Raw genomic sequence first — 23,365 nt, 5'->3', positions numbered from 1 at the left:
GCCTTACCGATGTCCAACGCCGCAACCCGCTCCACGACCTGCGCATCGTCTGGTGCCTCCTGCATCTGCGACCTCCCTTGCCACAGCACTCGACCCGGGGCGGTCGCTCGCAGGAGTCGCAGGGACGGGGAACGAAGCTAATCCGCGTGCTCGAAGCAACAGTGAAGGGCCCAACAGCGCGACTCCCAGCGCCCGACTAGACGACGGCCTCAAGGACCAAGGAGCAAACGACGTCGACGAGCGACCGGACCCCCATTTTCAGCCCGGAACGGGCCGCCCACCAGGGGCGACAGGGACTAGACGAGTGGGTTCCGTGTCTGGCCTGGCCTGATGATGTTGCGGCGCGTCCCGGGTCAGCCAGTCGCGTTGCGGGCAAGCGCGAGGGCATACTCGGGCCACCAGACCCCGCGCTCGGGTTCGCCGGGGCGGCAGGCGCCGTCGGACTCGCCCGGGTACTTGATCCAGAGCAGCGCGTCGACCCGGTCGAGGCCGGGAGCGTCGGTGGGTTCCTCGCCGAGCGCCCGGCCTGGCGGATTGCACCAGCTCGGTGCGCCGTCCACGGTGGCGCCGGCGGCCGGGCCGTTGCCGTTGCGGCTCGTGTCTATGACGAACCGGACATCGCCGCCGAGGGCATCGGACAACCGGTGGCCGTAGCGGACGTTGTCCTGCGTACGGATGAAGTTGGCGACGTTGAGCGCGAAGCCATCGGCGTCCCTGACGCCAGCCTGGCTCAGGGCCGTGGCCAGAGACGCGGTGTCGTTGATCCACACGGGGTGCCCGGCGTCCAGGTAAACCCGTGCCGCGCCGGTGCTCTTGAGAACGGCGACCGCGTCGCGCAGCAGCAGGAGCCGTTCCTTGAGGTTGCGGACGCACCGATCCACGATGTCCGGGACCGCGCCGGGTTCGAGGACCACGGTGACCCGCCTGCCCTTGATCCCGCCGGCCAGCTCCCGGATCCAGCGCTGGTACTCCTGGCCGGTCGCGGCTCCCCCGGAGCCCTGCCGGCCGCAGTCCCGGTCGGGCACGTAATGGATGACCAGGATCGGTGTCTGGCCCGCGATCGTCGCCGAGGTCAAATAGGCGTCAACCTCCTCGCGAACCTGAGCATTGCCGCTGACCAGCCACTTCGCGCTCGGGCGGGTGCTGATCCGGGCGAGCGTCTCCGCGTCGGCGGCCCGGCCGGCGCGCTCCCATCGGTCGACCTCCTGAGCGGCCTCGCTTTCCGGGTCCACGTAGAAGACAGGTGGCGGCGGGGGCGGCGAGAACGGCCCGGAGTTGTCGGCGCCACGTTCCGGAGCGCCACCGCCGCAGCTCGCCAGCAACGCGGTCAGTACGACCCCGGCCGGCACAGGGCCCAGCGGGGCCGCCCGGTGCGGTAGACGGTGGGAACCACGGCGGTCAGGCTACCGTTGTCCGCCGTAGCGGCTAATGCGCCGGGTAGGCGGCCGGAATCCTACCCGCCGCCCCCACAGATCCGTACGTGACAGTCAGGGTCTTTGCGTAGTCGATTGAGGTGTGTCTGACCTGGGCGTACGCGGTGTCACGGCCTGATTGGAGGGTGGCGCGGGACGGGTACGGCCCGCATGGAACTCCTCCCGGAACCTGGCGAGCCACCCCAGCGACTCGACGCGATCATCAAGGTCGGGCACACTGTCCATCACGGCCTTCGGTGATGAGTCATGTTCTTCTTTGGCGAGACGGACATGACCATCGAAGGCTGTCTCCATGTCCACTCGCGACACCGCAAATAAGCAAGCCAGGACCTCAAAGGTTAAAAAACAAGAAAGTGCACTGAGAGGTAACGGTAAGTCGGGCCGTTGCGTCATCCCCGATGGTGAACGCGTGCCCGACTCGGTGGCCGGCGTAGCGGTAGCCCTCGATGACTGGCTCAGCCCGGCGCGTAGGTCGTCGTCCTCGGCTGCAAGGGGATGCTCGCCGAGTCGGCCGGCGGCCGGTGAGCCGTTCGGCGGAGCCGGGGGCCGAATGCCCGCTCAGGTTCCGGCGATGTTGCCGGATGTCCGGCCGGCTACTCTCGGTGAGGTGTGCCCGATCTGCAACGTTTGGTCCCGTTATGTAGTTGCAAAGTTGAGGCCGATCTTGACCTTTTTTCGACATGATATTTAAGGTCTCGGTTGTCCGGCCGGCTTGATCGGTAGGGAGAACTGATGGACAACGGGTCCCTTTCCGACCATTTGGGCGGCCAACTGATGCGCCTGTGCGATGTCGCCGGGACCGATCCGGCTGAACCGCTGGAGCTGCTGCGGAACGTTCTCGGCTCCGCCGGCCCGCGCCCGCTGTCGGCACCACCGGCCTGGCCGTCCAACATCGCAGACGATCACAGTCCAGTGGAGTTCTCCATCGCCTTCAACCAGGGAGAGCCGCCTACGTTGCGGATCCTGGGTGAGGCGCTGGGGACGCCGCCTGGCGGGCTGGCCAACATGTCCGCCACACAGAGGTTCCTCGACACGCAGGCGCACCGGGCCGGCCTTTCAACGTCCCGGCTGGACTCGGTGCGGGACCTGTTCGCTACCGAGGACCCGCAGGGAGAGTTCGGGCTCTGGTGCTCGCTGGTGTTCCGCAGCGGCCGGCGACCCGAGTTCAAGGTCTACATCAATCCGGAACTCAAGGGAGTCGAGCGGGCGCCCGCCCTGGTGTCCGAGGCGCTGCACCGGCTCGGACTGGGCACGTCGTTCCGAACGATCCTCGACCACGGCGTCCGTCCGGGAGAGCTGGGTCGCCGGGACCGACTGACGTTCTTCGCCGTCGACCTGCACGACGGGCCGCAGGCCCGGGTCAAGCTATACCTGACCCACCACGACGCCGAGGTGTGGGACGTCCTCCAGGCGGCCAGTGTGGTCGATGGTGCCGACACGACGGAGATCGCCGAGTTCTGTGCGGTGGCCGGTGGCGGCAGGAGCCGCTTCGACGGCCTTCCGCTCGTCGACAGCTACACCTTCATCGAGGGAGCTGACAGGCCGCTCGGATATAGCGTCTACGTGCCGATCCGGAGCTACGTCGCCGACGACGAGGAGGCCTACGACCGGGTGGTGGCGGTGCTAACTCGCTACGGGTTCGACAGCGCGGAGCTGGATCGGGCGCTCGATGCGGTGGCGCACCGGCCGCTGCGCGACGGGGTCGGGCTGATCCCGCACGTCTCGTTGCGGCTTGGCGCGCCCCGACCGGGGGTGACCGTCTACCTGTCCGCCGAGGCGTACCAGGTGAGTCCGCCGGTTCGACGGCGGGTGACGGCGGGTGGTACCGCGGTGGCGGGCCCGGCTGGCCGTTCCGCAGCAGGACACCCCTGATTCCCCTCAAGGAGCGAGTTGTGGCCGTAGAGATGCGCAAGATGTTGCCGCCGTACCGGATCAAGGTGGTCGAACCGATTCCCTTCCTCAGCGCGGAGGAACGTCAGCTGGCGCTCGCGGAAGCGGGATACAACCCGTTCAATCTGCGCGCCGATCAGATCACTATCGACCTGCTGTCGGATTCTGGTACCGGTGCCACCTCGGCCGCACAGGAAGCCGCCGCCGCGCTCGGCGACGAGTCCTACGCCGGGGCACGATCCTGGTTCCGGTTCCGCGACGAGGTCCGCGACCTCACTGGATATCCGCGGATCCTGCCTGTCCACCAGGGCCGGGCCGGCGAGCGCATCCTGTTCTCCAGCCTGCTGAAGCCCGGCCAGATCTGCATCAGCAACACCCACTTCGACACCACCCACGCCAACGTCGAGCTCGTCGGCGCGGAGGCCCGGGACCTCCCGTGCCCGGAGGCGTTGGATCTCGACAGCGCGGAACCGTTCAAGGGCAACATCGACCTCGACGCGCTGGAGCGCACCCTGACCGGGCCGGAGGGGCACCGGGTTGGGCTGGTCTTGATGACCATCACCAACAACGGCCTCGGCGCGCAGCCGGTGTCCATGGCCAACCTCGCGGCTGTCCGCGAGCTGTGCCGCCGCCACCGGGTGCCGTTCTTCCTGGACGCGGCGCGTTTCGCCGAGAACGCATGGCTGGTCGGCCAGCGGGAGCCGGGCTACCGCGACTGGACACCGCGGCAGATCGCCGCCCACGCGTTCCAGCTCGCCGACGGCTGTGTGGTGAGTCTTAAAAAGGACGGCCTGTCGGCCATCGGCGGATTCATCGGGCTACGCGACGACGACCTGCATGCCGTGTGCGAGGCGAACCTGATCGCGACCGAAGGGTTCTCCACCTACGGCGGGCTGGCCGGCCACGACCTCGAACGACTCACGCAGGGGCTGCGGGAGGTGGTCGATCCCGCCTACCTGCAGGCGCGTGCCGCCTCCACCGCCCGGCTGGCTCAGATGATCAACGACGCCGGGGTGGACACCGTCCAACCGCCGGGCATTCACGCCCTCTACCTCAATGCCGGCAGACTGCTGCCCCACCTGTCGCCGCGGGAGTTCCCCGGGCACGCCCTGGGTTGCCAGCTCTATCTCGACGGCGGCATTCGCTGCGCCGAACTAGGATCGCTCTACCTGGGCGGGATGGACGACCAGCACCAGCTGCTGACCCCCGCACCCTTCGAACTCGTGCGCCTGGCGATCCCGCGCCGGGTCTACACCGACACGCACTTCGAGTATGTGGCTGCGGTCCTCGCTGACATCGCGAAGGATCCGGAGCGGGTCCGCGGGTACCGGGTGGTCTCGTCGCCACCCTTGCTGCGCCACTTCAAGGTGAGATTGGAGCGGATCCCGGCGCCGGGAAGCGCCGCCTGAACGTTCGGTTCGACGTCATGGCTCGGGTGCGCCACCAGTGGCGCACCCGAGGTGTGCTCAGCTGTTGACCGGCAGGCGGGACAGGGCATGTCGCACCAGCTCGATCAGCGCCTGCCTGCTGGAGGCGCGGTCCCTGGCGTCGCACCACAGCAGCGGCACGCTCGGATCCAGTTCCAGCGCGGAGCGGATCTCCTCTTCGCTGTACAAGCACTCGCCGTAGAAGCGGTTGACGGCGGCGACGAAGGGGATGCCCCGCCGCTCGAAATAGTCGACTGCGGGGAAGCTGGTGCCAAGCCTTCTGGTGTCGACCAGCACGATCGCGCCCACCGCGCCCTGGGCGAGCTCGTCCCAGATGAACCAGAACCGGTCCTGCCCCGGGGTGCCGAACAGGTACAGCACGACATCGGGGCTGATGGTGATGCGCCCGAAGTCCAGCGCGACCGTCGTGCTCGCCTTGTCCTCGACACCCGTGATGTCGTCCACGCCGACGCTGGCCTGGGTCAGGACCTCCTCCGTGACCAGAGGCGGAATCTCGCTGACTGATTCGACCAGGGTGGTCTTGCCGGTGCCGAAGCCGCCCGCCACGACGACCTTCACCGATTTCCGATCCACGTGTATCAGTCCCTCTTGTCTAAATCCTCTGAAGGCCAGCGAGAACCGTTTCCAGCAGCCGACGGTCCGCGATCTTCTCCTGCGCCGGCGAGCCGATGTCCAGAAACCCCTGCTCGTGAAGCACGTCAACCATGACCTTGGTGATGGTGAGCGGGCGGTGCAGGTAGGCGCCGATTTCGGCGATAGAGATCCAGTTGGCGCACCGACTAAAGATCTCCTTGTACTCCAGCTCCAACCTGCTCGGGTCGGCCGGCAGGGCGATCACCTGAGTGGCAAGGTCCAGGTTGGTGTTCCGCGGGCTCGTACGCCCGTTGACGAGAATGTACAGGGGAACAAGCCGGCCAGCCTCCGCCTCGTCGTCGCCGTCCCATACGTCATACGTCATGGTTTCTGCCCGGGGCCGTCGCCGAGCAGCGCGGCGTCCAGCCGCGCCTCGGAGCCGAGGTAGTCGCCGATACGGGTCACCAGGCGGCTCATCTCGTACGCGACCGTTCCCATGTCGACGGCTTGTTCGCACAGTACGGCCAGCCGCGCGTTCTGCCCGGCGGCGGCGACGAACAGGGTCCGGCCCTGGTATTCGATGATGACCTGCTGCACGGGCCCGCTGCCGAAGCGCCTGCCCATTCCCGCGGCGATGCTGTGCAACGACGACGCGCCAGCGGCCAGCAACTCCCCTGCGTCCTGCGGGAGCGACGTGGATTTCTGCACGATCAGCCCATCGGTGGACAGGACAACCGCATAGACAACGTCAGGGACCTCCACCAGATCGTCCAGGATCCAGGTCAGATCATTCTGAGATGCCGAATTGGTCATGCTTTCCTGCCTTGGTCGTCTCTGCTTGCTGGTTCGGCATTGTTTGCCGCCTTACCGGCGGCCCAAGCCTTTTGGTACTTCGTGAACCGGTCTCGGGCCTCCTCGGGTGACCTCGCGGAACCCGCCGCCGCGCCGGAAGCGCGCCCTGGCAGGTCCTCATCACGCAGCTCGGGCACGAGGTGCTGTTGAGGTCGCCGATGAGGCAGGGGCGGGCGGGTAGCGACCTGTGGGCTGGGCGAGCCACCACGGACCCCGCTGCTCTGCGCTGGAAGTTCTGTCATGGTGCCCCCGGTGCGGTCAGGCCGTCGGTCCCCGGCGGTGTGGGTCTCGGTCGGCGCCTGGTCCGATCCGCTCGACACCGTCGTCACGACTGCAGCGAGACTGGCCCTGTTAGTGGGCCGCAGATCCTGGCGACCACCGCCGTTCGGCAAAGCACCGGTGCCTGCTCGCGACGTCTGCGAAGCGGCTATCGCGGGCGCAGTGGCGCCAGTGTCGGCGCGGTCCAGGTCAGAGGTGGCCGCGTCCGTGGCGATCACGCGATCGGGAAGGAGCACGATCGCCAGCAGACCGCCGTACGCCGATGAACGCAGGCTCACCCGGATGCCGTCCCGCTTGGCCAGCTCCGCAACGACGTGTAGACCGACCTGTGCGCCGTCCTTGAGCGCCGTCACGTCCGGGGTGGGCGCAGTGGCCAGCAGTTCGTTCGCACGCTCCAGCGCTTCCGCCTTCATTCCCACGCCGGCGTCTTCAATCTCCACCGCGATGCCACGCTTGACCTCGATGCACGTGACCCAGACCGTTGTCTCGGGAGAAGAGAACGCCAGAGCGTTGTCCAGCAACTCGGCCACGAGGTGGATGGTTCCGGCAACCGCCGGTCCCACGATCGCCACCTCAGGCGCACTACGCAGCGAGATCCGCTGGTAATGCTTCGCCTCGGCGAATGCCGCCAACAGCACCCGACGTACCGGCACCGGATTCTGGAAGCGCCGGCCGATCTGCCCACCGGCCAGAATGACGAGGTTTTCCAGGAATCGGCGGGTCTGGGTGAGCTGATGATTGATGTCGAACAGCTCCGCCAACAGCTTCTCGTCACCGATTCGATTCTGCAGGTCCTCAATGACCTTCAGGCCGCGTTGCAGTGGGCGCTGCGGACGGCGCGCGACGCCCATCAGCATCGCGATACCGGCAGCCCGGGTCTTCGCCTCATCGACGGCCGCGCCCGCCGCGGCCTGCAATGACCGATTGATGACCTCCGCGACCCGGCCGATTTCGTCGCTTCCGTACTCCTGGATGGGCAACTCGACCGCAAGGTCGACCTTCTCCCGTCGGCGTAGGCGATCCATCATGGCTGGTAGTCGCTGATCCACCACCGTGGCAGCGTCCCTGCCCAGTTGCGCCAAGCGGACCGACAGTGCCCGGTCCACCAGGATCTGCGACTGACGGATCGCCCAGATGATCGCGGCAATCGCGATGGACAACGCGATCAGGCTGCCCAGCGACGCGGTCAGCAGCTGCGTGTTGCCGGTGCGCAGTGCCTGGGCCGAGACCTTGTCGGCCTGCTCGATGGTCAGGCTGATCAGGTCGTCGGAGACCTGGCGGGTGAGGGACTCCCAACGAGCCCTGCTGAACGCCAGCCCGCGAGGTGCACCGGCACGCCACGGGCCGCTGCTGACGAGGGCGTTCTCCGCAGCGACGAGACCCTTCCAGGAGTCGCTCGCCGTAATTGCCTCGTAACGCTTGCGGGCTTCCGGTTGCAGGTGCGGCGCGACGTTGATCAGGCCGGCGTGGTAGGCGCCCACCAGACTCACGAAATCGAGATGGTCCTGCTGGCTGAGCGCACGAGAACCGAAAGCGCCATCAATGGTGGATCCGGCCCGGGACATCAGGTCGCTGGCGCGGAAAGCCTCGGTCGCCGCGATGCCGCCCTGGGCGGCCGTAACATCGGGGACGATTCGCGCCTGGATGTCGAAGAGGCTCGTCGCGGCATCGAGCACTTTGTTGTAGAAATCGTATACACCCTGCCCGCCGGCCGACCGGGAATCGATGGTGCTCCGTACGCTCGGCAGCTCGTCCAGGAACCCCTCCAGCGTCTTCCATCGCGACGTGATCGAGTCCGGGGCGTTGCCCAAGGCCGAGTTGGCGGCGGGGCGCAAGGCGGCCAACCGCTGATCCGTCTGCTGCCGTTGGGCGAGCAGCTTTCCCAGGTCCCGGGATGGCTGAATCAGGTAGCTGACGCTCAGCCGCCGTTCCTGCTGAATCGAGGCCAGTGCGGAGACCGCCGGGATCGACACCTGCCGGACGCTGTTGGCGACCTGGCGATTGTAGAAACCTTGGAAGATGAGATACCCGGACGCGACGAGCCAGATGACCAAGGCGACGACGCTGGGGATGAGCACCAGTCTGATGACGCGCCGCTTGATTGACTGCGGTTGACCGCGACGCCGATTCGACACCGTTCGCTGACCGTGATCATCCGAAGCACTGTGCGTGTTCTCGCGATCAGCCTGTTTGTGCGCCAAGTTGTATCGCATCCAATCATGGGCAGCCCAAAGGCACCAGCGGCCGAACACTGCCGGCCGACGCCGATGTATGCCGACCTTACCGGCCTGTCCGGTCTCGCACTACCCGCGAATTATCAGCCGTGTGCTGGCCGATTCTTTGCACTGGTCAGAGATCGCAACGAGTCGTAGGAGGCCGCCACGGTGGCGGTGCTCGATGCCGCTCCCGGTCTACGACCAGGCGAGAATCGCACCATCTAGTAGTGCTTTGCTGGGTTGGGTGGCGTTTGTTGCGGTGTAACGGGGACGCGTCGCCGGCCGTGCAGACGTCCGCACCGGTGTCGAGCACGTGCCGCATCTTGTCGGCGGGCATGGCCGTGGAGGTGTCGGCGTTCTTCACCGCGAACGTGCCGCCGAAGCCGCAGCACTGCTCGGCGGCCGGAAGCTCGACCAGGTCGAGCCCGCGTACCCGGCGCAGCAGCCGCAGCGGCTTGTCGCCGACCCGCAGCACCCGTAGCGAGTGGCAGGTCGGGTGGTACGTGACCCGGTGCGGATAGTAGGCGCTCACGTCCTCCACCTCCAGCACGTCCACCAGCAGCTCGGACAGCTCGTACGTCCGCCCGGCGACCGACTCGGCGCGCGCCGCCAGCGACCGGTCGCCGGCCGCGGCGGCCACCATCGCATGCTGGTGCCGCACCGACCCGACGCAGCTCCCCGACGGCGCGACCACCACGTCGTACGGGTCGAAGGTCCGCACGTGCCGGCGGACCAGCGGTAGCGCGTCCGCCTGGTACCCCGTGTTGATGTGCATCTGCCCGCAGCAGGTCTGCCCGGTGGGAAAGACCACCTCGTGGCCGAGCCGCTCGAGCAGCCGCACGGTGGCCTTCGCCGCGGCCGGGAACATCGTGTCGGCCAGGCAGGTCACGAAGAGCGCGATCCGCATGTTACCTCCTGCACCCGGCGGGCGGCGGCCACCCATCCGGCCTCCGTCCCGCGCGGCTCGTAGCGCACGGCCTGTTGGGTCAGGCGCAGCACCGACCGCACCGCCCACAAGCCTCCGTGCAGCACCCCGGCCGCACGGCCTGCACCAGGACGTTGCGCTGCGGCTCGCCGCGGTCGGTCAGTGCCTTCCCGTGGTCGTCCACCGCTGTGTGGCCGTGCCTTCCTCCACGAGATACATACCGCTCCACATGTTGACGGTGCCGCAGGCGTGGTTGGGTACGACGCGCAGGAGGTCACCGACCCGCAGGCTCGCGGTGCCCGGACCGGTGAGGAACCCGTGTTCCTCGTTGGCGACGGCGAAGTCCACGTCGCCGGCGACGACACCGAACCCGCGCCCCGCGACGGAGCCGTCGGAACTCATCGCCTTGAGGCCTGCGTCGACGATCACGGTCCCGTCCCCGCGTACCCGGATCACCCTGGTGAGCACGGTCAGCGCGCACTGCGACGGCTCGGCGCTGCCTAGTGCGACCTGGTTGGCGTCGTAGAAGACGTAGGTGCCGGGACGGGCCTCGGTGACACCCGGCGCGTGAAGAGACGACGTCGCGCCGGGCGTGGACCCGACGGACACGACCGCACAGTGATGACCGGCGCCGGTGAGCGTCTCGGCGACCGCGACCAGGGTCGCACCGGCGCTACGTCCGGCCTGCTCGAGGGTTGGCCGGTCGCCGACGTGTCGCGCCAGCTGCCCCTCATGGGTGAATACGCCACGCAGCGCGAGGCCGGGCAGCGGGGCCAGAGCGTCGGCGAGCGCCTCCGCCGCCTCGGGGGCCACACCGGCGCGGCCGTGCCCGGTGTCCACCTCGATGAGGTACGCGACCCTGACGCCGGCGGCGGCCGCCGCCGTGGACAGCGGGCGGGCCACCTCGACCGAGTCGACGGCGACCGTCAGGCCGCCGCGTGCCGCGGCTTGGACGGCGAACGCGACCTTGGCCGGCCCGACGGGCTCCTGCGCCCACAGCAGGTCGGTCACACCGGCGTCCTGCAGCGCCGCCACCTCCGCGGCGGTGGCGCAGGTGAACCCGGCGGCTCCGGCGGCGAGTTGCAGGCGGGCGACAGACAGGCATTTCGACGTCTTGAAATGCGGGCGCAGCGTCACCCCGGCGGCCTGGGCGCGGGCTGCCATGTCGGCGATGTTGCGGTTCATCCGCTCGTGGTCGATCAGCAGTGCGGGTGTGGGCAGCGCGTGCAGCGGTGCCGGGAGCGCGGTAGCGAAAGCGGTCATGACAGCCCGAGCCGTTGCCGCGGGTCGGCGTCGAGGAGGTGTTCGATGGTTTCGTTGCGGATCGACGGAAGGCCGACCGGTTTGATGGCGGCGAGCTCCCGCAGTCCGGCGATGGCCTGCTCGGGCGTCCACAGGGGGTAGTCCGAGCCGAACAGCAACTTGTCCACCACGCTCCACTCCTGGGCGCGGACCAGCGCGCGGAAGCCGTCGTATGGGCGTGCCCACGATGCGGAAATGTCACTGAAGACGTTCCGGTTCTTGCGTAGGGTCACGATCGTCTCCCGCTGCCACGGATGCCCGATGTGCGCGATGATCTGCTTCAGCTCGGGGTGGCGTCGGGCGACCTCGTCCACGACGAGCGGGTTGCTCACCGACAGGTCCCCCACCGGGCTGGGTGTGGCGCCCATGTGCCACAGCACGACCAGACGATGGCGCGTCGCGGCCTCGTAGAACGGGTCCCAGCGCACGTCGCGCGGGTCGAACAGGGCCAGCACCGGGTACAGCTTGATGCCGCGCAGGCCCCGCCGGACCCCGTCGTCCATCTGTTCGAGGACGTCGGGGTCGGTGGGGTCCAGCGACATGAACCCCACGGTTTCGGTCTTGGTACGCGCGCAGAACTGCTCGACGAAGTCGTTGGGGGTGCCCACACCGGCGGCGGTGGCGCGCAACCCGAACACGAACGCGACCTTCACCGGCTTCATGGCCCGGTCGTAGTCGTCGGGGTCGATGTCGTCGTAGGGTTTGCCGTATACCGGCCGCCAATGATTCTCCCACTCGCAGCCCCAGTGCTCGGCGAGCAGGCAGTGGGTGTGTACGTCGATCATGGGGTGTTGGTTCCTCCTCGCGTCGGCAGCAACGAACGGTGCACGATGCGTAGCGCCGCGACGACGTCGACGTCGGCGGCGAGCTTTGCCGCGCTGGCGTGCAGCTGGTCCACGAACGGCTCATGCCGGTCCGGGGACAGCTCCGCGGCGGGACCGGACACGCTGACTGCGGCAACGGTCTCGCCGTCGACGACGACGGGGACCGCCAGGCAGCGCACGCCGACGCTGCCCTCGTTGTCGTCGTAGGCGTAACCGCGGCGAGCTGTCCGCGCCAACTCGCGGCGCATCTCGTCGTGGGTGGTGATGGTGCTGTCCGTGCGTCGGGAGTACGGTTCGGCGGCCGGCAGGTGGGCGGGCAATGCCGAAGCGGGCAACGCCGCCATCAGCGCCTTGCCCAGGGCCGTGCAGTACGTGTCGTCGCGGGAGCCCGTGTACGCCATGAATCGGATCGGGCGGGGCGGCTCCTCCACGCAGACGTGCAGCACCTGCGATCCGTCGAGCAGCCCCAGGTTGGCGGTGTAGCCGCTGGCCACCGCCAACTGCCGCAGGTAGGGTCCCGCGGCCACGGTGAGGTCCAGGGACGAGACGTACGCCGTGGACAGCCGCAGCACCTTGTGGCCCAGCCGGAACGCCGGCCGTTCGTCGACCCGCACCACGTACTCGGCGTCGGTGAGGACCGACAGCAGCCGCACCAGGGTGCTCTTGGGCAGCCCGGTGCGGGCATGGAAGTCGATCAGGGTCAACGGCTGCGGGCCGTCGGCGAGTAGTTCGAGCAGTGCCAGCCCGCGCGTGAGCGCGTGGGCGTGATAGTTCGCCGACGCGGACTTCGCGTCGTCGACGGATACCCGAGGCGCAACCTTCGCCGTGCGCGGCATTATCCATCCTCCGATGGTCGAGTCAGACAGCGGCGCAGTACCGTGCCGGGGCGGGCGCCGGTGTGCGCGCCGTCGTCCACGACGACCACACCGTCGACGGTCACCAGACGGATCCCGTCCGGGTACTGCTGCGGATCGCGGAAGGTCGCGCGGTCACGGAGCGCTTCGGCGTCGAAGACCACGAGGTCGGCGACCGCCCCGGGTGCTATCACACCACGGTCGTCGATGCCTACCCGCTGCGCCGCGCGTTGCGTGCACTTCGCCACGGCCTCGGTGAGGTCAAGGTGTCCGCCGACGTGGTCGGCGAACAGGCGCGGGTACGTGCCGTAGGAGCGCGGATGCGGCAGCCCGACGCCGGTGGGCCCGCCCGGGTCCAGGGCGTACCCGTCGGAACCCACCACCGTCAGCGGGTGCCTCAGCACCGCCCGCAGGTCCTCGTCGCTGCGGCCGAACGCGACCATGCTGACATCGTTGTCGTACTCCAGCAGCAGGTCCATGGCGACGTCGGCGCCGGGCCTCTGCCGCTGCGCCGCCAGCTGGGCCAGGCTGCGCCCGAGAACATCGTCCGGTGCGCCCGCCGGGATCCGGCACACCATGATCTCGTCCCAGCCGAGCGGGTACCCGGCCAGGTCGGCGCGGATGCGGGCCCGGCAGTTCTCGTCGCGCAGCCGCGACAGCATCGCTGCCGCGCCGCCCTCCTGTGCCCAGCCGGGCATGAGCTGGAACAGGTTGGTGTTGCCGGCGAGGTACGGGTACACGTCCACACCCACGTCCACGCCACGGGCGTGCGCGGCATCGACGAGGTCGAGCGCCCGCACCGCGCCGCCCCAGTTGCGTCGCCCCACCGCCACCAGGTGCGAGATTTGGGTGCGGCAGCCGGCCTGCTCCCCCACCCGCAGCGCCTGCGCGACCGAGTCGAGCAGGTCGTCGGCATAGTCGCGCACGTGCCAGGCGAACACCGCGTCGTGCGCCGCCACCACCCGGGCCAACGCCACCAGTTCCGCCTCGTCGGCGTAGCGGGCCGGCGCGTACACCATCCCGGTGGACAGGCCCACGGCGCCGGCGGCGAACGCGTCGGCCAGTAGTGCGCACATCCGGTCGATCTCCGACGGTGACGCCGGCCGGTCGGCGAACCCGACGACGGCCGCGCGTAGCGGCAGGTGCCCGACGAGGGACGCGACGTTCACGCTCAGCCGCGCGTCCTGCAGCGTGTCGAGGAAAGCGCCGAAGCCGGACCAGGACCACAGCACGTCCGGGTCCAGGTCGAGGTGGCCGACTGCGGCGCGCACCTGCGCCCGGTCAACCCCGTGGGGCAGGGGCGCGGGGCTGAGCCCGCAGTTGCCGACGACCTCCGTCGTCACACCCTGACGCACCTTGCTGTGGGCGGCGGGGCCGGACAGCAGGGTGAGGTCGGAGTGGCTGTGCACGTCGACGAAGCCGGGACACACCACGAGGCCCGTGACGTCGAGGGTGCGCCGGGCGACGACGTCCGGCAGTGGCTGCACCGCGACGATCCGGCCGGCCCGCACGGCGACGTCGGCGAGCCGCTGGGGGCCGCCCGTGCCGTCGACCACCCGTCCTCCGTGCAGCAGCAGGTCGAGCATCAGGGTGCCAGCCGCAGGGTCGCCTCGACCTCGACCGCACTGCCGAGCGGGAGGGCAGCCACCCCGATGGCGGCGCGGGCGTGGCGGCCCCGTTCGGGACCGAACACCTCGACCATCAGCGCGCTGGCGCCGTGCGCGACGAGGTGCTGGCCGGTGAAGCCGGGGTCGCTGGCGACGTACACGGTCACCTTGATGACGTGGGCGACGCGCTCGAGCGACCCGATCTCGGCGGCGACGGCGTCGAGGACGTTGCGGGCGCACTGCCACGCGCACGACTGCGCGGTGGCGAGGTCGACGTCGGCGCCGACCCGGCCGGTGGCCAGCAGCACCCCGTCCCGGACCGCGACCTGGCCGGAGGCGACCAGGACGGCACCGTCGCGGCGCACCGCCGCGACCGCGGGCGGCGGCGGGTCCAGCGCGGGCGGACCGGCCGGGGCCTGGGCGAGTCGGGTGTCGGCGGTCATGGGGCTGCCTCCTCGGCGGTCACCAGGGTCGGGTTCAGTTCGGGAAAGTGACAGGCGCTCGGGTGGCCGGTGCCGAGCCGGTCGAGCAGCGCCGGTTCCTCGCGGGCGCACCGGTCCTGGGCCTTGAAGCAGCGGGTACGGAACCGGCAGCCCGACGGCGGGTCGACGGGGCTGGGCACGTCGCCGGCGAGCACGACTTGCTCGCGGCTGCCGCGCAGCGACGGATGTGACACCGGCACCGCGGACAGCAGGGCCTGCGTGTAGGGGTGCGTGGGCCGGTCGAACACGTCGGCGCGGCTGCCGATCTCCATGATCTTGCCGAGGTACATCACCGCGACCCGGTCGCAGATGTGACGCACCACGGACAGGTCGTGGGAGATGAACAGGTAGGCCAGGTCCAGTTCCCGCTGCAGGTCGGCGAGCTGGTTGACCACTTGCGCCTGGATCGACACGTCCAGCGCGGACACCGGCTCGTCGAGCACCAGCACCTTTGGGTCCAGGGCGAGGGCGCGGGCGATGCCGATGCGCTGACGTTGTCCACCCGAGAACTCGTGGGCGTACCGGTTCGCGTGTTCGGGGGCCAGCCCGACGAGGTCGAGCAGGTCGGCGACCCGTTGCCGGCCGGTCGAGCCGTAGCGGCCGTTGACGCGCAGCGGTTCGGCGACGATGTCGTGCACCGTCATGCGCGGCGACAGCGACGAGTACGGGTCCTGGAACACGATCTGGATGTCGGCGCGCAGCGGCCGCAACGCGGCCTGCCCGAGGCCGGCGATGTCGGCGCCCTGGTACACGATCCGCCCGGCAGTGGGGTCCAGCAGCCGCACCACGAGTCGTCCCGTGGTGGTCTTGCCGCAACCGGACTCGCCGACCAGACCGAGGGTGCCGCCCCGGTGCAGGGAGAAGTCGACGCCGTCGACGGCACGGACCGCACCGACCTGCCGGCGCAGCAGCCCGGCCCGAACCGGAATGTGTTTGACCAGGCCTTCGACCCGCAGGATCTCCTCGCTCACCGCAGCGCCTCCGCTTCCGTCCCACCGGCCGGGTCTGTGGCGCCGGCACCGGGCACGGGAACGCCCGGCGCGACCCCGGCCAACTCATCGTGGAAGTGGCAGGCGCTGGCGTGGGCCGCACCGACCGCTATCAGCGTGGGCCGTTCGACGCGGCAACGTTGCCGTCCCTGCGACAGGGTGCACCGCGGGTGGAATGGGCAACCGCCGGGCGGGTCGAGCAGGCTCGGCGGGCTGCCGGGGATCGGCCGCAGCGGCGCTCCCTGCTCAGCCAGGTTCGGCAGGCTGCCCATCAACCCGACCGTGTACGGGTGTCGGGGCGCGCTGAAGATGGTGTGCACGTCACCGTGTTCCACGACCCTGCCCGCGTACATCACCACGACCCGGTCGGCGAGTTCGGCGATCACCCCGAGGTCGTGGGTGATGAGGATCGTCGCGCTGCCCGCTTCGCGCTGTGCGGTGCGCAGCAGCCGCAACACCTGCGCCTGGATCGTGACGTCCAGGGCGGTGGTCGGCTCGTCGGCGATGATCAGCACCGGGTCGTTCGCGATCGCCATCGCGATCATCGCCCGTTGCCGCATGCCGCCGGAGTACTCGTGCGGGTACTGCCCGAAGCGGGTGTCCGGGTTGGGCACCCCGACCAGGGACAGCAGTTCGACGGCGCGTTTCCGGGCGGCGGCGCCCGACATGCGTCGCTGGTGCAGCCGCAGCGCCTCCACGATCTGGGCGCCCACGGTCATCACCGGGTTCAGGGCGGTCATCGGGTCCTGGAAGATCATGCCGATCTCCCCACCGCGCACCGCACGCATCTCCCGCTCCGACGCGGTACGCAGATCGCGGCCCCGGAACCGGATCGACCCACCGGCGATGCGCCCGGGCTGGCGGATCAGGCCGAGCACGGACATGGCGGTGACGCTCTTGCCGGAACCCGATTCGCCGACCAAACCCACGACCTCGCCGGGGTGCACCTCGTAGCTGACCCTGTCGACGGCCCGGACCAGCCCGTCCTCGGTGCGGAACTCGACCGCCAGGTCCTCGATCGCCAGCAACGGCTCGGCCATCAGCGGGCACCTCCCCCGGAGCGTGGGTCGACGGCGTCGCGCAGGCCGTCGCCAACGAAGTTGACGGCGAGCACGGTGGCCGCGATCGCCAGGCCCGGCGGCAGCCACATCCACGGCATCGTGCGGATCAGCGTCAGGTTCTGGGCGTCGTTGAGCATGTTGCCCCAGCTGGCCTGGGGTGGCTGGACACCGAGGCCGAGGAACGACAACGCGGCCTCGTTCAGCACGGTCGAGGCGACCAGCAGCGTCGCGACGACGCTCACCGGGGCCAGCGCCGCCGGTACGACGTGACGCATGAGGATCCAGCCGGTGCGGGCGCCCGCGGCGCGAGCCGCGGCGATGTACTCCTGCTCGCGAAGCGACAGCACCAGTCCGCGGACCACGCGCGCGGCGGTGGGCCAGTTCGTCGCCCCCATCACGACAACGAGCATCGTGACGCTCGGGCCGAGGATGCCGGCGAGCACCACGACCACGATGATCGACGGGAATGACAGCACGATGTCGGTGGCCCGCATGACGACGGAGTCGACGAATCCGCCGACGAGGCCGGCGATCGCGCCGAAGAATAGTCCGATCGCCACGGCGACCAGCGAGGCGAGCAGCCCGACGCTCAGCGACACCCGCCCCGCGTACAGCAGCCGGGTGAGCACGTCGCGGCCCGAGGAATCGGTGCCGAGCAGGTGCGCCCCCGACGGCGCCTGCCGGAACGCGCCCAGGTCGACCGCGGTCGGGTCGTACGGCGTGAGCAGCGGCGCGGCCAGTGCCGCGACGATGACGGCGACCAGCACGACCGCGCCGACGACGGCGAGCCGGTTGCGGGTGAACCGACGCAGCGCGAGCCGGGCCGGCGAGCGGTGGGACACCTTACGCGCCGGGGTGGCCGGCACCGGCGGCACGCCGGCAGGGCTGGGTGGGGTGAGCTCGACAGCGGTCATCGCAGGCTCACTCTCGGGTCGGCCACCGCGTACAGCAGGTCCGCGGCGAGGTTGCAGACGAGCACAAGCAGGGAGATGTACAGGGCGAACCCGACGATCACGGGGTAGTCGAGTTGCGCGATGGAGCTGACCACGAGCTGCCCCATCCCCGGCCACGCGAACACCTGCTCGACGATGACCGCCCCACCGAACAGCTGCGGAATGTAGATCATCAGCACGGTGATCAGCGGGATCAGGGCGTTTCGCAGAGCGTGCCGCACGACGACCCGTCGGGGCGTGGCGCCCTTCGCCTCGGCAGTGCGCGCGTAGTCCGCGCCCAACTCGCCGATCAGTCCGCTGCGCACGTACCGGGTCAGCGGCCCGGCCAGGGACAGTCCGAGGATGCCAGCCGGCAGGATCAGGTGGCGCAGGATGTCGGAGCTGCCGCCACCACCGCCCGGAGTGGACATGCCCGCCGATGGCAGGACCCCCAGGGTCAGCGAGAACAGGTAGATCGCGGCGATGCCGAGGAAGAAGCTCGGCACGGAGATGGTGGCGAGGCTGAGCACCGTGGCGCCGTAGTCGACGGCGGAGTTGCGGCGTACGGCCGCGACGGTGCCGACGAGCAGACCGAGGACCACTGCCGTCAGCAGCGCCGTGCCCATCAGGAGAACGGTCGGCCCGAGCCGCTCGGTCAGCACCTCCGTGACCGGCCGGTGGCTGACGTAGGAGGTGCCGAGGTCACCGGTGAGGGCACGTTTGAACCAGGCCGCGTACTGCACCGGCAGCGGATCGTCCAGGCCCAGCTCGGCGCGCTTACGGGCGATGAACTCCTCGCCTCCGGTCTGCATCTGGACCGGGTCGACCATCACCCGGATGGGGTCGCCCGGTGCGGCGCGCACCAGGACGAACACGCCGACGCTGACGGCGAAGAAGACGAGGACGTTGACGAGTAGCCGGCGGAACACGAATGCGAGCATGGCTCACCTCCTTTCGTCATCACGGCGGTGCGGTTCGCACAGCGCCGCCCGGACACGGGGCCCGGCCTTCGACGCCGCACCCATCACGGGCGACGATCGGGACAGGCGGAGGTGGCCGGCACAACGGGTGGGTGCGCCGGCCACCGGCGGCTCAGCCGCTGATCTTCCACTTGTAGGCGTTCCAGAAGCCGAGGGTGAACTCACCGTGGCCGGTGAAGCCTGTCAGCTTCGTGTTGTGCGCCCACAGGGTGTCGGGGCTGTACGCCCACAGGTAGGACACCAGTTCGTTGTCGCGCTTGGTGATCTGCTGGTACAGCTCGTCGCGCTTGCTCTCGTCGACCTCCGCGCCGGCCTGCGTGAGGAGCTGGTCGATCTGCTGGTCACAGAAGCGCGGGATGTTGCCGCTCTTGGGCGCGAACGCCGTGCACGACAGCACCGGGAAGGCCGAGGAGCCGTCCACCAGGTACAGGCCGCCGCCGAACAGGTTCATGTCGAAGTCGCCCTTGGCCTGGATCTCACCGATCTGGGCCGCCTGCACCTGCTGCAACTCCACCTTGACGCCCACGGCCGACAGCTGACTCTGCACGAGGGTGACGAACTCGTCGCGGTCGCGGGTACCGGGAATCCAGGCCAGCCGGACCGGCTTGCTGGAGTCCCAGCGGGCCTCGCCCAGCAGCGCCTTCGCCTTCTGCGGGTCGTACGGGTAGGCGTTGATGCCGTCGGGCACGAATGTGCCCTGCAGCACCGAATTGGGCACCTTGGCGTGCCCGGCCAGCGACTTGTCGACGAACGACTTGCGGTCGATGGCGTACAGGAACGCCTGCCGCACGCGAGGATCGGCGAAGCGCGGCTGGGTCTGGTTGAGCGCGATGCGCACGAAGCCGGGCGCCTCGTTGGACACCAACTTGAGGTTCTTCTGCCCCTCGACGGTCTTGACGTCCGTCGCGGAGATCTGCGCCAGGTCCATCTCCCCCGTGCCCAGCTGCGCGGTCGCCACGTCCGAGGTCACCGGCTTGAGGAAGATCTTCTTGATCGAGGCCGGCTCCCGGAAGTTCGGGTTGGCCGCCACCTCGACGTACTGGTCGGTCTTGTAGCTGACGAACGTGTACGGACCCATCCCGACCTTTGGCTCGGACCAGAACGTGTGGTCCTTGAGCTGCTCCACCGGCACGCCGCCCAGAACGTGCTCGGGAAGGATGTAGGCGTACGCGCCGCCGCCGATCGCCGACAGGAAACCCCGGTCGGGGCTGGCGAGCTTCACCACGAACGTGTTCTCGTCTGGGGCGGAGAGGCCGCTGACGTTCTGCGCCTTCCCGTCGGCGAACTCCGTCACCCCGGCGACGTTGGCGAGCCGGCCCGCCATGCCGTCGCTGACCTTCGGGTTGACCAGCAGCTGGTAGGTGAACAGGACGTCCTTGGCGGTGAACGGCTTACCGTCGCTCCACTTCAGTCCCTTGCGCAGGTGGAAGGTGTAGGTTCCGCCGTCCGGCGAGATGTCCCACTTCTCGGCCAGCCGAGGCTCGTAGCCGTACTGGTCGTCGACCGTCACCAGGTTGTCGAAGATCAGCGACATGACCTGCTGGTCCGCGCCCTGGAAGGTGTCCAGCGGGCTGAAGCGCTTCGGCTTCTGGTACAGGTACACGTTGAGGGTGTCCTTGCCGGAACCCCCGGAGGTAGTCGTGGCGGTGGGGTCAGAGCAGGCTGTCGAGCCGAGGGCCAGGGCGGCCACCAGCAGCAGCGAGGCGCCGAAGCGTCTCTTCATGGTGTCTCCTCGCGATCAGGTACGGGCGGGATGGTCCGCAGAGACAACGCAGTTGGTGAGCGAGCCCAAGCCGTCGATGTGCACGGTCATCTCGTCACCGGGCGAGAGGTACTCCCCCGTCGTGGCGCCGACCCCGGCCGGCGTGCCGGTCATCAGCACGTCGCCGGGTTCCAGCGTCATCAGGCGCGAAGCGAACGACACCAGCTCCGCGACGCTGAAGATCATGTCCTTCGTGGAGGCCGACTGGCGGGTGACGCCGTTGACGGTCAGCTCGATCGGCAGGGCCTGCGGATCGGGCACCTCGTCGGCGGTGACCAGCCAGGGGCCCAGCGGGGCGAACCCGTCGAGCCACTTGCCGGCGAGCCAGTCGAAGAAGTCGACAGCCTTGTCGCCGCCCCGGTCGAAGCCGTAGTCCATCGACCGAGCGGACACGTCGTTGGCCACGCAGTACCCGGCGACCACCCCCAGAGCCGCATCCACACCGACGTCACGGGCGGTGCGGCCGATGACCACGGCCAGTTCCGCCTCCCAGTCGACCTGGCTGCTCACCGTCGGCATCGGAATCGGCGCGTGCGGGCCGACGATCGCGGTGGGCGGCATCAGGAACAGCCGGGGGACGAGGGTGGACTTGTCCAGCGGCGCCGCACCGGACTCGGTCACATGGTCCTGGTAGTTGGCGGCCGCGCCGAGCAGCTTGCCCGGACGCAGCAGCGGCGCGAGCACGGTGACGTCGGCCAGCGGGAACCGCTGCGCCGTCGGCGGCTGCCACCCGGCCAGGTCACCGACGGCCGCGAGCGGTCCGCCGAGGTCACCGTCGCCCCACTCGGCGACGGTGTCGGAGTCGACGAGGTGGCCGTGCCGTACGGCGCCGCCTCGGCGGTAGGTGAGCAGCTTCATGGGCGAGCCTCCAGGGGTACGGGTGAGCCGGTCCGCGCCGACCGGGCGGCCGCCTCCAGGACGGCGGCGACGGCGCGTGCGTCGTCGGCACCGACCGCGGCGGGCCGGCCCGTGGACACGGCGGCGTGGAACTCGTCGAGCAGCGCCGTGACCGTGCCGCCACCGAACCCGGTGACCCGACGGCCGGCGGCGCTGCGCACGGTCACCGGGAAGCGGGTCGGGTCGACCATCAGCACTCCGTGCGAGCCGCTGATCCGGTAACGGTGCACCGCCATCGGCTCGTCGGGGATGGCCTGGACGCGGCCGACGGTCAGCGTGCTGGTCATGCCGCGCTCGTGACGCAGGCACAGCACCGCCGGCCCGTCCCCACTGTCGTGGGCGAACACCTCGGTGACGGGCAGCGCCGTCATGGCGAGCACCACGTCCACCGGGTACACCCCGAAGTTCGCGAGCTCGCCCAGCGGGCAGGGGTCCCCGCCGGCGACGAGGAAGTCGCCCTGCACGTTCCAGGGCAGGCCGACCCGGCCGGACGCGACTGCGGCGGACGCGGCCCGCACCGCCGGGTGGAAACGCTGATGGTGCGCCGGCAGGCAGACCAGCCCGGTCTCGGCCGCGACGGCGGCGATGGCAGCGCACTCGGTGGCCGACAGCGCCATCGGCTTGTCGACGAGCACGTGCCGGCCCGCGCGCAGCGCGGCGGTCACCGCACTCTGCCGGGCGTCCAGGGGCACGCAGGCGCTGACTACATCGGCGTCGACGGTGGTGAGCGCGTCGTCGAGGTCGTCCACGTACGGCACGCCGAGAGCTTCGGCTCTGCCCCGGGCCCGGTCCCGGTCGGCGTCGCCGGTCGCGGCCGTGTCGGTGACGCCGACGACGCTGAACCCCGGGTGGGCGGTGAACGCCGGCTCGTACATGTCGGCTTGGTGGTTCTGGGTGCCGGCGCCGGTGTATCCGGCGAGCAGCACCCGCAGCCGGCGGGTCATGCGGTCACCTCGGCGAGGATGTCGGCGACCGGCACGGGGCGGCCGGTGGCCATGGACCGCTCCGCCGCCGCACCGAGCGCCACGGCCAGCATGCCGTCCGCCCCGCTGACCGGGGCGGGGGCGTCGCCGCGCACGGCGGCGATCCAGGCCGCCATCTGCCGGGCGAAGCCGTCGCCGCCGGGGATCGGCAGGTTCGCCGGCCCGCGCTCGTCGATGACGAGGCTCGCCTCGCCGTCCCACGGCACGGTCAGCGTGCCGGCGCCGCCCTGCACGAGCACGTCGCGGTAGGACAGCGTCTGTGGGCGGTGTCCGCGGCTCATCTCGCAGATCGCCACCGCGCCGTCCTCGTAGCGGACCACCATGTCGAGGTGGTCGTAGATGTCCAGGTGCGCGGACGTCTGCTTGGCGCCGCGGGCGTACACGCTCACCGGGCGTTGGCCAATCCACCAGGTGACGAGGTCGAGCAGGTGTACGCCGTTGTGCAGGGCGTGTCCGCCGCTGCGGGCGGGGTCGAGGTTCCAGCCCCGCCAGTCGGGCCAGATCCAGCCGCCGAGGATCGCGAGGCGGATCAGGCGAGGGGTGCCGACGGCGCCGGCCGTGATCTGCTCGCGTACGACGCGGCCGTAGTCGTAGAAGCGGTGGGTGTGGGCGACCATCAGGGTGGTGCCGGCACGGTCGTGGGCGTCGACCACCTCGGCGGCCTGCGCCGCCGTGACTGCCAGCGGCTTCTCGATCAGCAGGTGCTTGCCGGCGGCGGCCACCCGCGTGGCGATGTCGGCGTGGGTCATGTTGGGGGTGCAGACGACCGCGGCGTGCACCCCGGGCCAGGCGAGTGCCTCGGCCAGGTCCGTGCTGCAGCGCACGCCGCCGTTGGCGCGGGCCACGGCGGCGGCGCGGGCGGGGACGACGTCGACGACGCCGATCAACTGCGCGTCGGGGTGGGCGTGCAGCGCGGCGAGGTGCAGGTCCGCGATGAAGCCGGTGCCGACGACGACCACGCCGACCGCCCCGACATCGGGCCGCGACGTCGTGGAACTTGATTCCATGGTCGGCCATCTTGGGGGTCTCGATTGACCGCTGTCAAGGACCTTAATCCACTGTTGACATGGAACGAG

21 protein-coding genes are annotated in these 23,365 nt (G+C 69.8%); 2 read left to right on the top strand and 19 right to left on the bottom strand.

Going from position 1 to position 23,365, the window contains the following annotated elements; genetic code table 11:
* Positions 1–353: 353 nt before the first annotated feature.
* Positions 354–1,349, bottom strand: a complete 996-nt coding sequence (locus AB0H57_RS19110) for a glycoside hydrolase family 6 protein (RefSeq protein ID WP_357508159.1) — start codon at positions 1,347–1,349, stop codon at positions 354–356.
* A gap of 816 nt (positions 1,350–2,165) precedes the next feature.
* On the opposite strand from AB0H57_RS19110, the gene AB0H57_RS19105 reads away from it, so the two are divergent.
* Positions 2,166–3,305, top strand: coding sequence for a tryptophan dimethylallyltransferase family protein (locus AB0H57_RS19105; protein WP_357508157.1), 1,140 nt, complete (start codon positions 2,166–2,168; stop codon positions 3,303–3,305).
* A 41-nt stretch (positions 3,306–3,346) separates the two neighbouring features.
* Positions 3,347–4,732 carry a tryptophanase gene (locus AB0H57_RS19100; protein ID WP_357508161.1) on the top strand — a complete coding sequence of 462 codons (1,386 nt, stop codon included), beginning with the start codon at positions 3,347–3,349 and terminating at the stop codon, positions 4,730–4,732.
* A gap of 57 nt (positions 4,733–4,789) precedes the next feature.
* Here the strand turns inward: AB0H57_RS19100 and AB0H57_RS19095 are convergent, their stop codons facing one another.
* The 18 genes from AB0H57_RS19095 to AB0H57_RS19010 all read right to left on the bottom strand — a co-directional run bounded on the left by AB0H57_RS19095 (position 4,790) and on the right by AB0H57_RS19010 (position 23,296).
* Entirely contained in the window at positions 4,790–5,329 is a 540-nt protein-coding gene (locus AB0H57_RS19095; protein WP_357508155.1) for an ATP/GTP-binding protein, read from the bottom strand.
* A gap of 34 nt (positions 5,330–5,363) precedes the next feature.
* Positions 5,364–5,729 carry a DUF742 domain-containing protein gene (locus tag AB0H57_RS19090; protein WP_357508153.1) on the bottom strand — a complete coding sequence of 122 codons (366 nt, stop codon included), beginning with the start codon at positions 5,727–5,729 and terminating at the stop codon, positions 5,364–5,366.
* Positions 5,726–6,157: a roadblock/LC7 domain-containing protein gene (locus AB0H57_RS19085; protein WP_357508151.1), complete on the bottom strand. Its 432-nt coding sequence runs from the start codon at positions 6,155–6,157 to the stop codon at positions 5,726–5,728. Before AB0H57_RS19085 ends, AB0H57_RS19090 begins: the two co-directional genes overlap by 4 nt.
* Positions 6,154–8,688, bottom strand: a complete 2,535-nt coding sequence (locus tag AB0H57_RS19080) for a nitrate- and nitrite sensing domain-containing protein (RefSeq protein WP_357508149.1) — start codon at positions 8,686–8,688, stop codon at positions 6,154–6,156. The genes AB0H57_RS19085 and AB0H57_RS19080 overlap by 4 nt, the downstream gene beginning before the upstream one ends.
* Positions 8,689–8,824: 136 nt before the next feature.
* Positions 8,825–9,598, bottom strand: a complete 774-nt coding sequence (locus AB0H57_RS19075; RefSeq protein ID WP_357508147.1) for a (Fe-S)-binding protein — start codon at positions 9,596–9,598, stop codon at positions 8,825–8,827.
* A gap of 177 nt (positions 9,599–9,775) precedes the next feature.
* The gene (locus tag AB0H57_RS19070) at positions 9,776–10,879 is read right to left on the bottom strand and encodes an alanine racemase (protein ID WP_357508145.1); all 1,104 of its coding nucleotides are present in this window, start codon (positions 10,877–10,879) and stop codon (positions 9,776–9,778) included.
* Complete coding sequence (locus AB0H57_RS19065; RefSeq protein WP_357508143.1) at positions 10,876–11,703, bottom strand: amidohydrolase family protein; 828 nt, start codon at positions 11,701–11,703, stop codon at positions 10,876–10,878. Before AB0H57_RS19065 ends, AB0H57_RS19070 begins: the two co-directional genes overlap by 4 nt.
* Positions 11,700–12,578 (bottom strand): IclR family transcriptional regulator, encoded by an 879-nt coding sequence (locus AB0H57_RS19060; RefSeq protein ID WP_357508141.1) that lies wholly within the window; start codon positions 12,576–12,578, stop codon positions 11,700–11,702. The genes AB0H57_RS19065 and AB0H57_RS19060 overlap by 4 nt, the downstream gene beginning before the upstream one ends.
* A complete protein-coding gene (locus AB0H57_RS19055) occupies positions 12,578–14,182 on the bottom strand; it encodes a D-aminoacylase (RefSeq protein ID WP_357508139.1) in 1,605 nt (534 codons plus the stop codon). Before AB0H57_RS19055 ends, AB0H57_RS19060 begins: the two co-directional genes overlap by 1 nt.
* Complete coding sequence (locus tag AB0H57_RS19050; RefSeq protein ID WP_357508137.1) at positions 14,182–14,646, bottom strand: RidA family protein; 465 nt, start codon at positions 14,644–14,646, stop codon at positions 14,182–14,184. The genes AB0H57_RS19055 and AB0H57_RS19050 overlap by 1 nt, the downstream gene beginning before the upstream one ends.
* Complete coding sequence (locus AB0H57_RS19045) at positions 14,643–15,656, bottom strand: dipeptide ABC transporter ATP-binding protein (RefSeq protein ID WP_357508135.1); 1,014 nt, start codon at positions 15,654–15,656, stop codon at positions 14,643–14,645. The genes AB0H57_RS19050 and AB0H57_RS19045 overlap by 4 nt, the downstream gene beginning before the upstream one ends.
* Positions 15,653–16,714 carry an ABC transporter ATP-binding protein gene (locus tag AB0H57_RS19040; RefSeq protein WP_357508133.1) on the bottom strand — a complete coding sequence of 354 codons (1,062 nt, stop codon included), beginning with the start codon at positions 16,712–16,714 and terminating at the stop codon, positions 15,653–15,655. The genes AB0H57_RS19045 and AB0H57_RS19040 overlap by 4 nt, the downstream gene beginning before the upstream one ends.
* The gene (opp4C, locus tag AB0H57_RS19035; protein ID WP_357508131.1) at positions 16,714–17,649 is read right to left on the bottom strand and encodes an oligopeptide ABC transporter permease; all 936 of its coding nucleotides are present in this window, start codon (positions 17,647–17,649) and stop codon (positions 16,714–16,716) included. Before opp4C ends, AB0H57_RS19040 begins: the two co-directional genes overlap by 1 nt.
* The gene (locus AB0H57_RS19030; protein WP_357508129.1) at positions 17,646–18,608 is read right to left on the bottom strand and encodes an ABC transporter permease; all 963 of its coding nucleotides are present in this window, start codon (positions 18,606–18,608) and stop codon (positions 17,646–17,648) included. Before AB0H57_RS19030 ends, opp4C begins: the two co-directional genes overlap by 4 nt.
* Positions 18,609–18,759: 151 nt before the next feature.
* Positions 18,760–20,370 (bottom strand): ABC transporter substrate-binding protein, encoded by a 1,611-nt coding sequence (locus tag AB0H57_RS19025; RefSeq protein ID WP_357508127.1) that lies wholly within the window; start codon positions 20,368–20,370, stop codon positions 18,760–18,762.
* Between the two features lie 15 nt (positions 20,371–20,385).
* Entirely contained in the window at positions 20,386–21,267 is an 882-nt protein-coding gene (locus AB0H57_RS19020; RefSeq protein WP_357508125.1) for a fumarylacetoacetate hydrolase family protein, read from the bottom strand.
* Positions 21,264–22,250 carry a Gfo/Idh/MocA family oxidoreductase gene (locus AB0H57_RS19015; RefSeq protein ID WP_357508123.1) on the bottom strand — a complete coding sequence of 329 codons (987 nt, stop codon included), beginning with the start codon at positions 22,248–22,250 and terminating at the stop codon, positions 21,264–21,266. The genes AB0H57_RS19020 and AB0H57_RS19015 overlap by 4 nt, the downstream gene beginning before the upstream one ends.
* Positions 22,247–23,296: a Gfo/Idh/MocA family oxidoreductase gene (locus tag AB0H57_RS19010; RefSeq protein WP_357508121.1), complete on the bottom strand. Its 1,050-nt coding sequence runs from the start codon at positions 23,294–23,296 to the stop codon at positions 22,247–22,249. The genes AB0H57_RS19015 and AB0H57_RS19010 overlap by 4 nt, the downstream gene beginning before the upstream one ends.
* Positions 23,297–23,365 lie beyond the last annotated feature (69 nt).

Origin of the sequence: Micromonospora sp. NPDC050686 (genome assembly GCF_040654475.1) — a bacterium.
In the GTDB taxonomy this organism is placed as follows: domain Bacteria; phylum Actinomycetota; class Actinomycetes; order Mycobacteriales; family Micromonosporaceae; genus Micromonospora.
Note: the sequence above shows the minus strand (reverse complement) of the source record. Positions and strands in the feature narration are given on the sequence as shown.

Bases quoted from the DNA above. Each gene is read 5' to 3' on its own strand.
- AB0H57_RS19105 (WP_357508157.1), top strand. From the start codon at position 2,166: ATGGACAACGGGTCCCTTTCCGACCATTTGGGCGGCCAACTGATGCGC.
- AB0H57_RS19100 (WP_357508161.1), top strand. From the start codon at position 3,347: ATGTTGCCGCCGTACCGGATCAAGGTGGTCGAACCGATTCCCTTCCTC.
- AB0H57_RS19090 (WP_357508153.1), bottom strand. From the start codon at position 5,729: ATGACGTATGACGTATGGGACGGCGACGACGAGGCGGAGGCTGGCCGG.
- AB0H57_RS19085 (WP_357508151.1), bottom strand. From the start codon at position 6,157: ATGACCAATTCGGCATCTCAGAATGATCTGACCTGGATCCTGGACGAT.
- AB0H57_RS19080 (WP_357508149.1), bottom strand. From the start codon at position 8,688: ATGCGATACAACTTGGCGCACAAACAGGCTGATCGCGAGAACACGCAC.
- AB0H57_RS19075 (WP_357508147.1), bottom strand. From the start codon at position 9,598: ATGCGGATCGCGCTCTTCGTGACCTGCCTGGCCGACACGATGTTCCCG.
- AB0H57_RS19070 (WP_357508145.1), bottom strand. From the start codon at position 10,879: ATGACCGCTTTCGCTACCGCGCTCCCGGCACCGCTGCACGCGCTGCCC.
- AB0H57_RS19065 (WP_357508143.1), bottom strand. From the start codon at position 11,703: ATGATCGACGTACACACCCACTGCCTGCTCGCCGAGCACTGGGGCTGC.
- AB0H57_RS19060 (WP_357508141.1), bottom strand. From the start codon at position 12,578: ATGCCGCGCACGGCGAAGGTTGCGCCTCGGGTATCCGTCGACGACGCG.
- AB0H57_RS19055 (WP_357508139.1), bottom strand. From the start codon at position 14,182: ATGCTCGACCTGCTGCTGCACGGAGGACGGGTGGTCGACGGCACGGGC.
- AB0H57_RS19050 (WP_357508137.1), bottom strand. From the start codon at position 14,646: ATGACCGCCGACACCCGACTCGCCCAGGCCCCGGCCGGTCCGCCCGCG.
- AB0H57_RS19040 (WP_357508133.1), bottom strand. From the start codon at position 16,714: ATGGCCGAGCCGTTGCTGGCGATCGAGGACCTGGCGGTCGAGTTCCGC.
- opp4C (WP_357508131.1), bottom strand. From the start codon at position 17,649: ATGACCGCTGTCGAGCTCACCCCACCCAGCCCTGCCGGCGTGCCGCCG.
- AB0H57_RS19030 (WP_357508129.1), bottom strand. From the start codon at position 18,608: ATGCTCGCATTCGTGTTCCGCCGGCTACTCGTCAACGTCCTCGTCTTC.
- AB0H57_RS19025 (WP_357508127.1), bottom strand. From the start codon at position 20,370: ATGAAGAGACGCTTCGGCGCCTCGCTGCTGCTGGTGGCCGCCCTGGCC.
- AB0H57_RS19020 (WP_357508125.1), bottom strand. From the start codon at position 21,267: ATGAAGCTGCTCACCTACCGCCGAGGCGGCGCCGTACGGCACGGCCAC.
- AB0H57_RS19015 (WP_357508123.1), bottom strand. From the start codon at position 22,250: ATGACCCGCCGGCTGCGGGTGCTGCTCGCCGGATACACCGGCGCCGGC.
- AB0H57_RS19010 (WP_357508121.1), bottom strand. From the start codon at position 23,296: ATGGAATCAAGTTCCACGACGTCGCGGCCCGATGTCGGGGCGGTCGGC.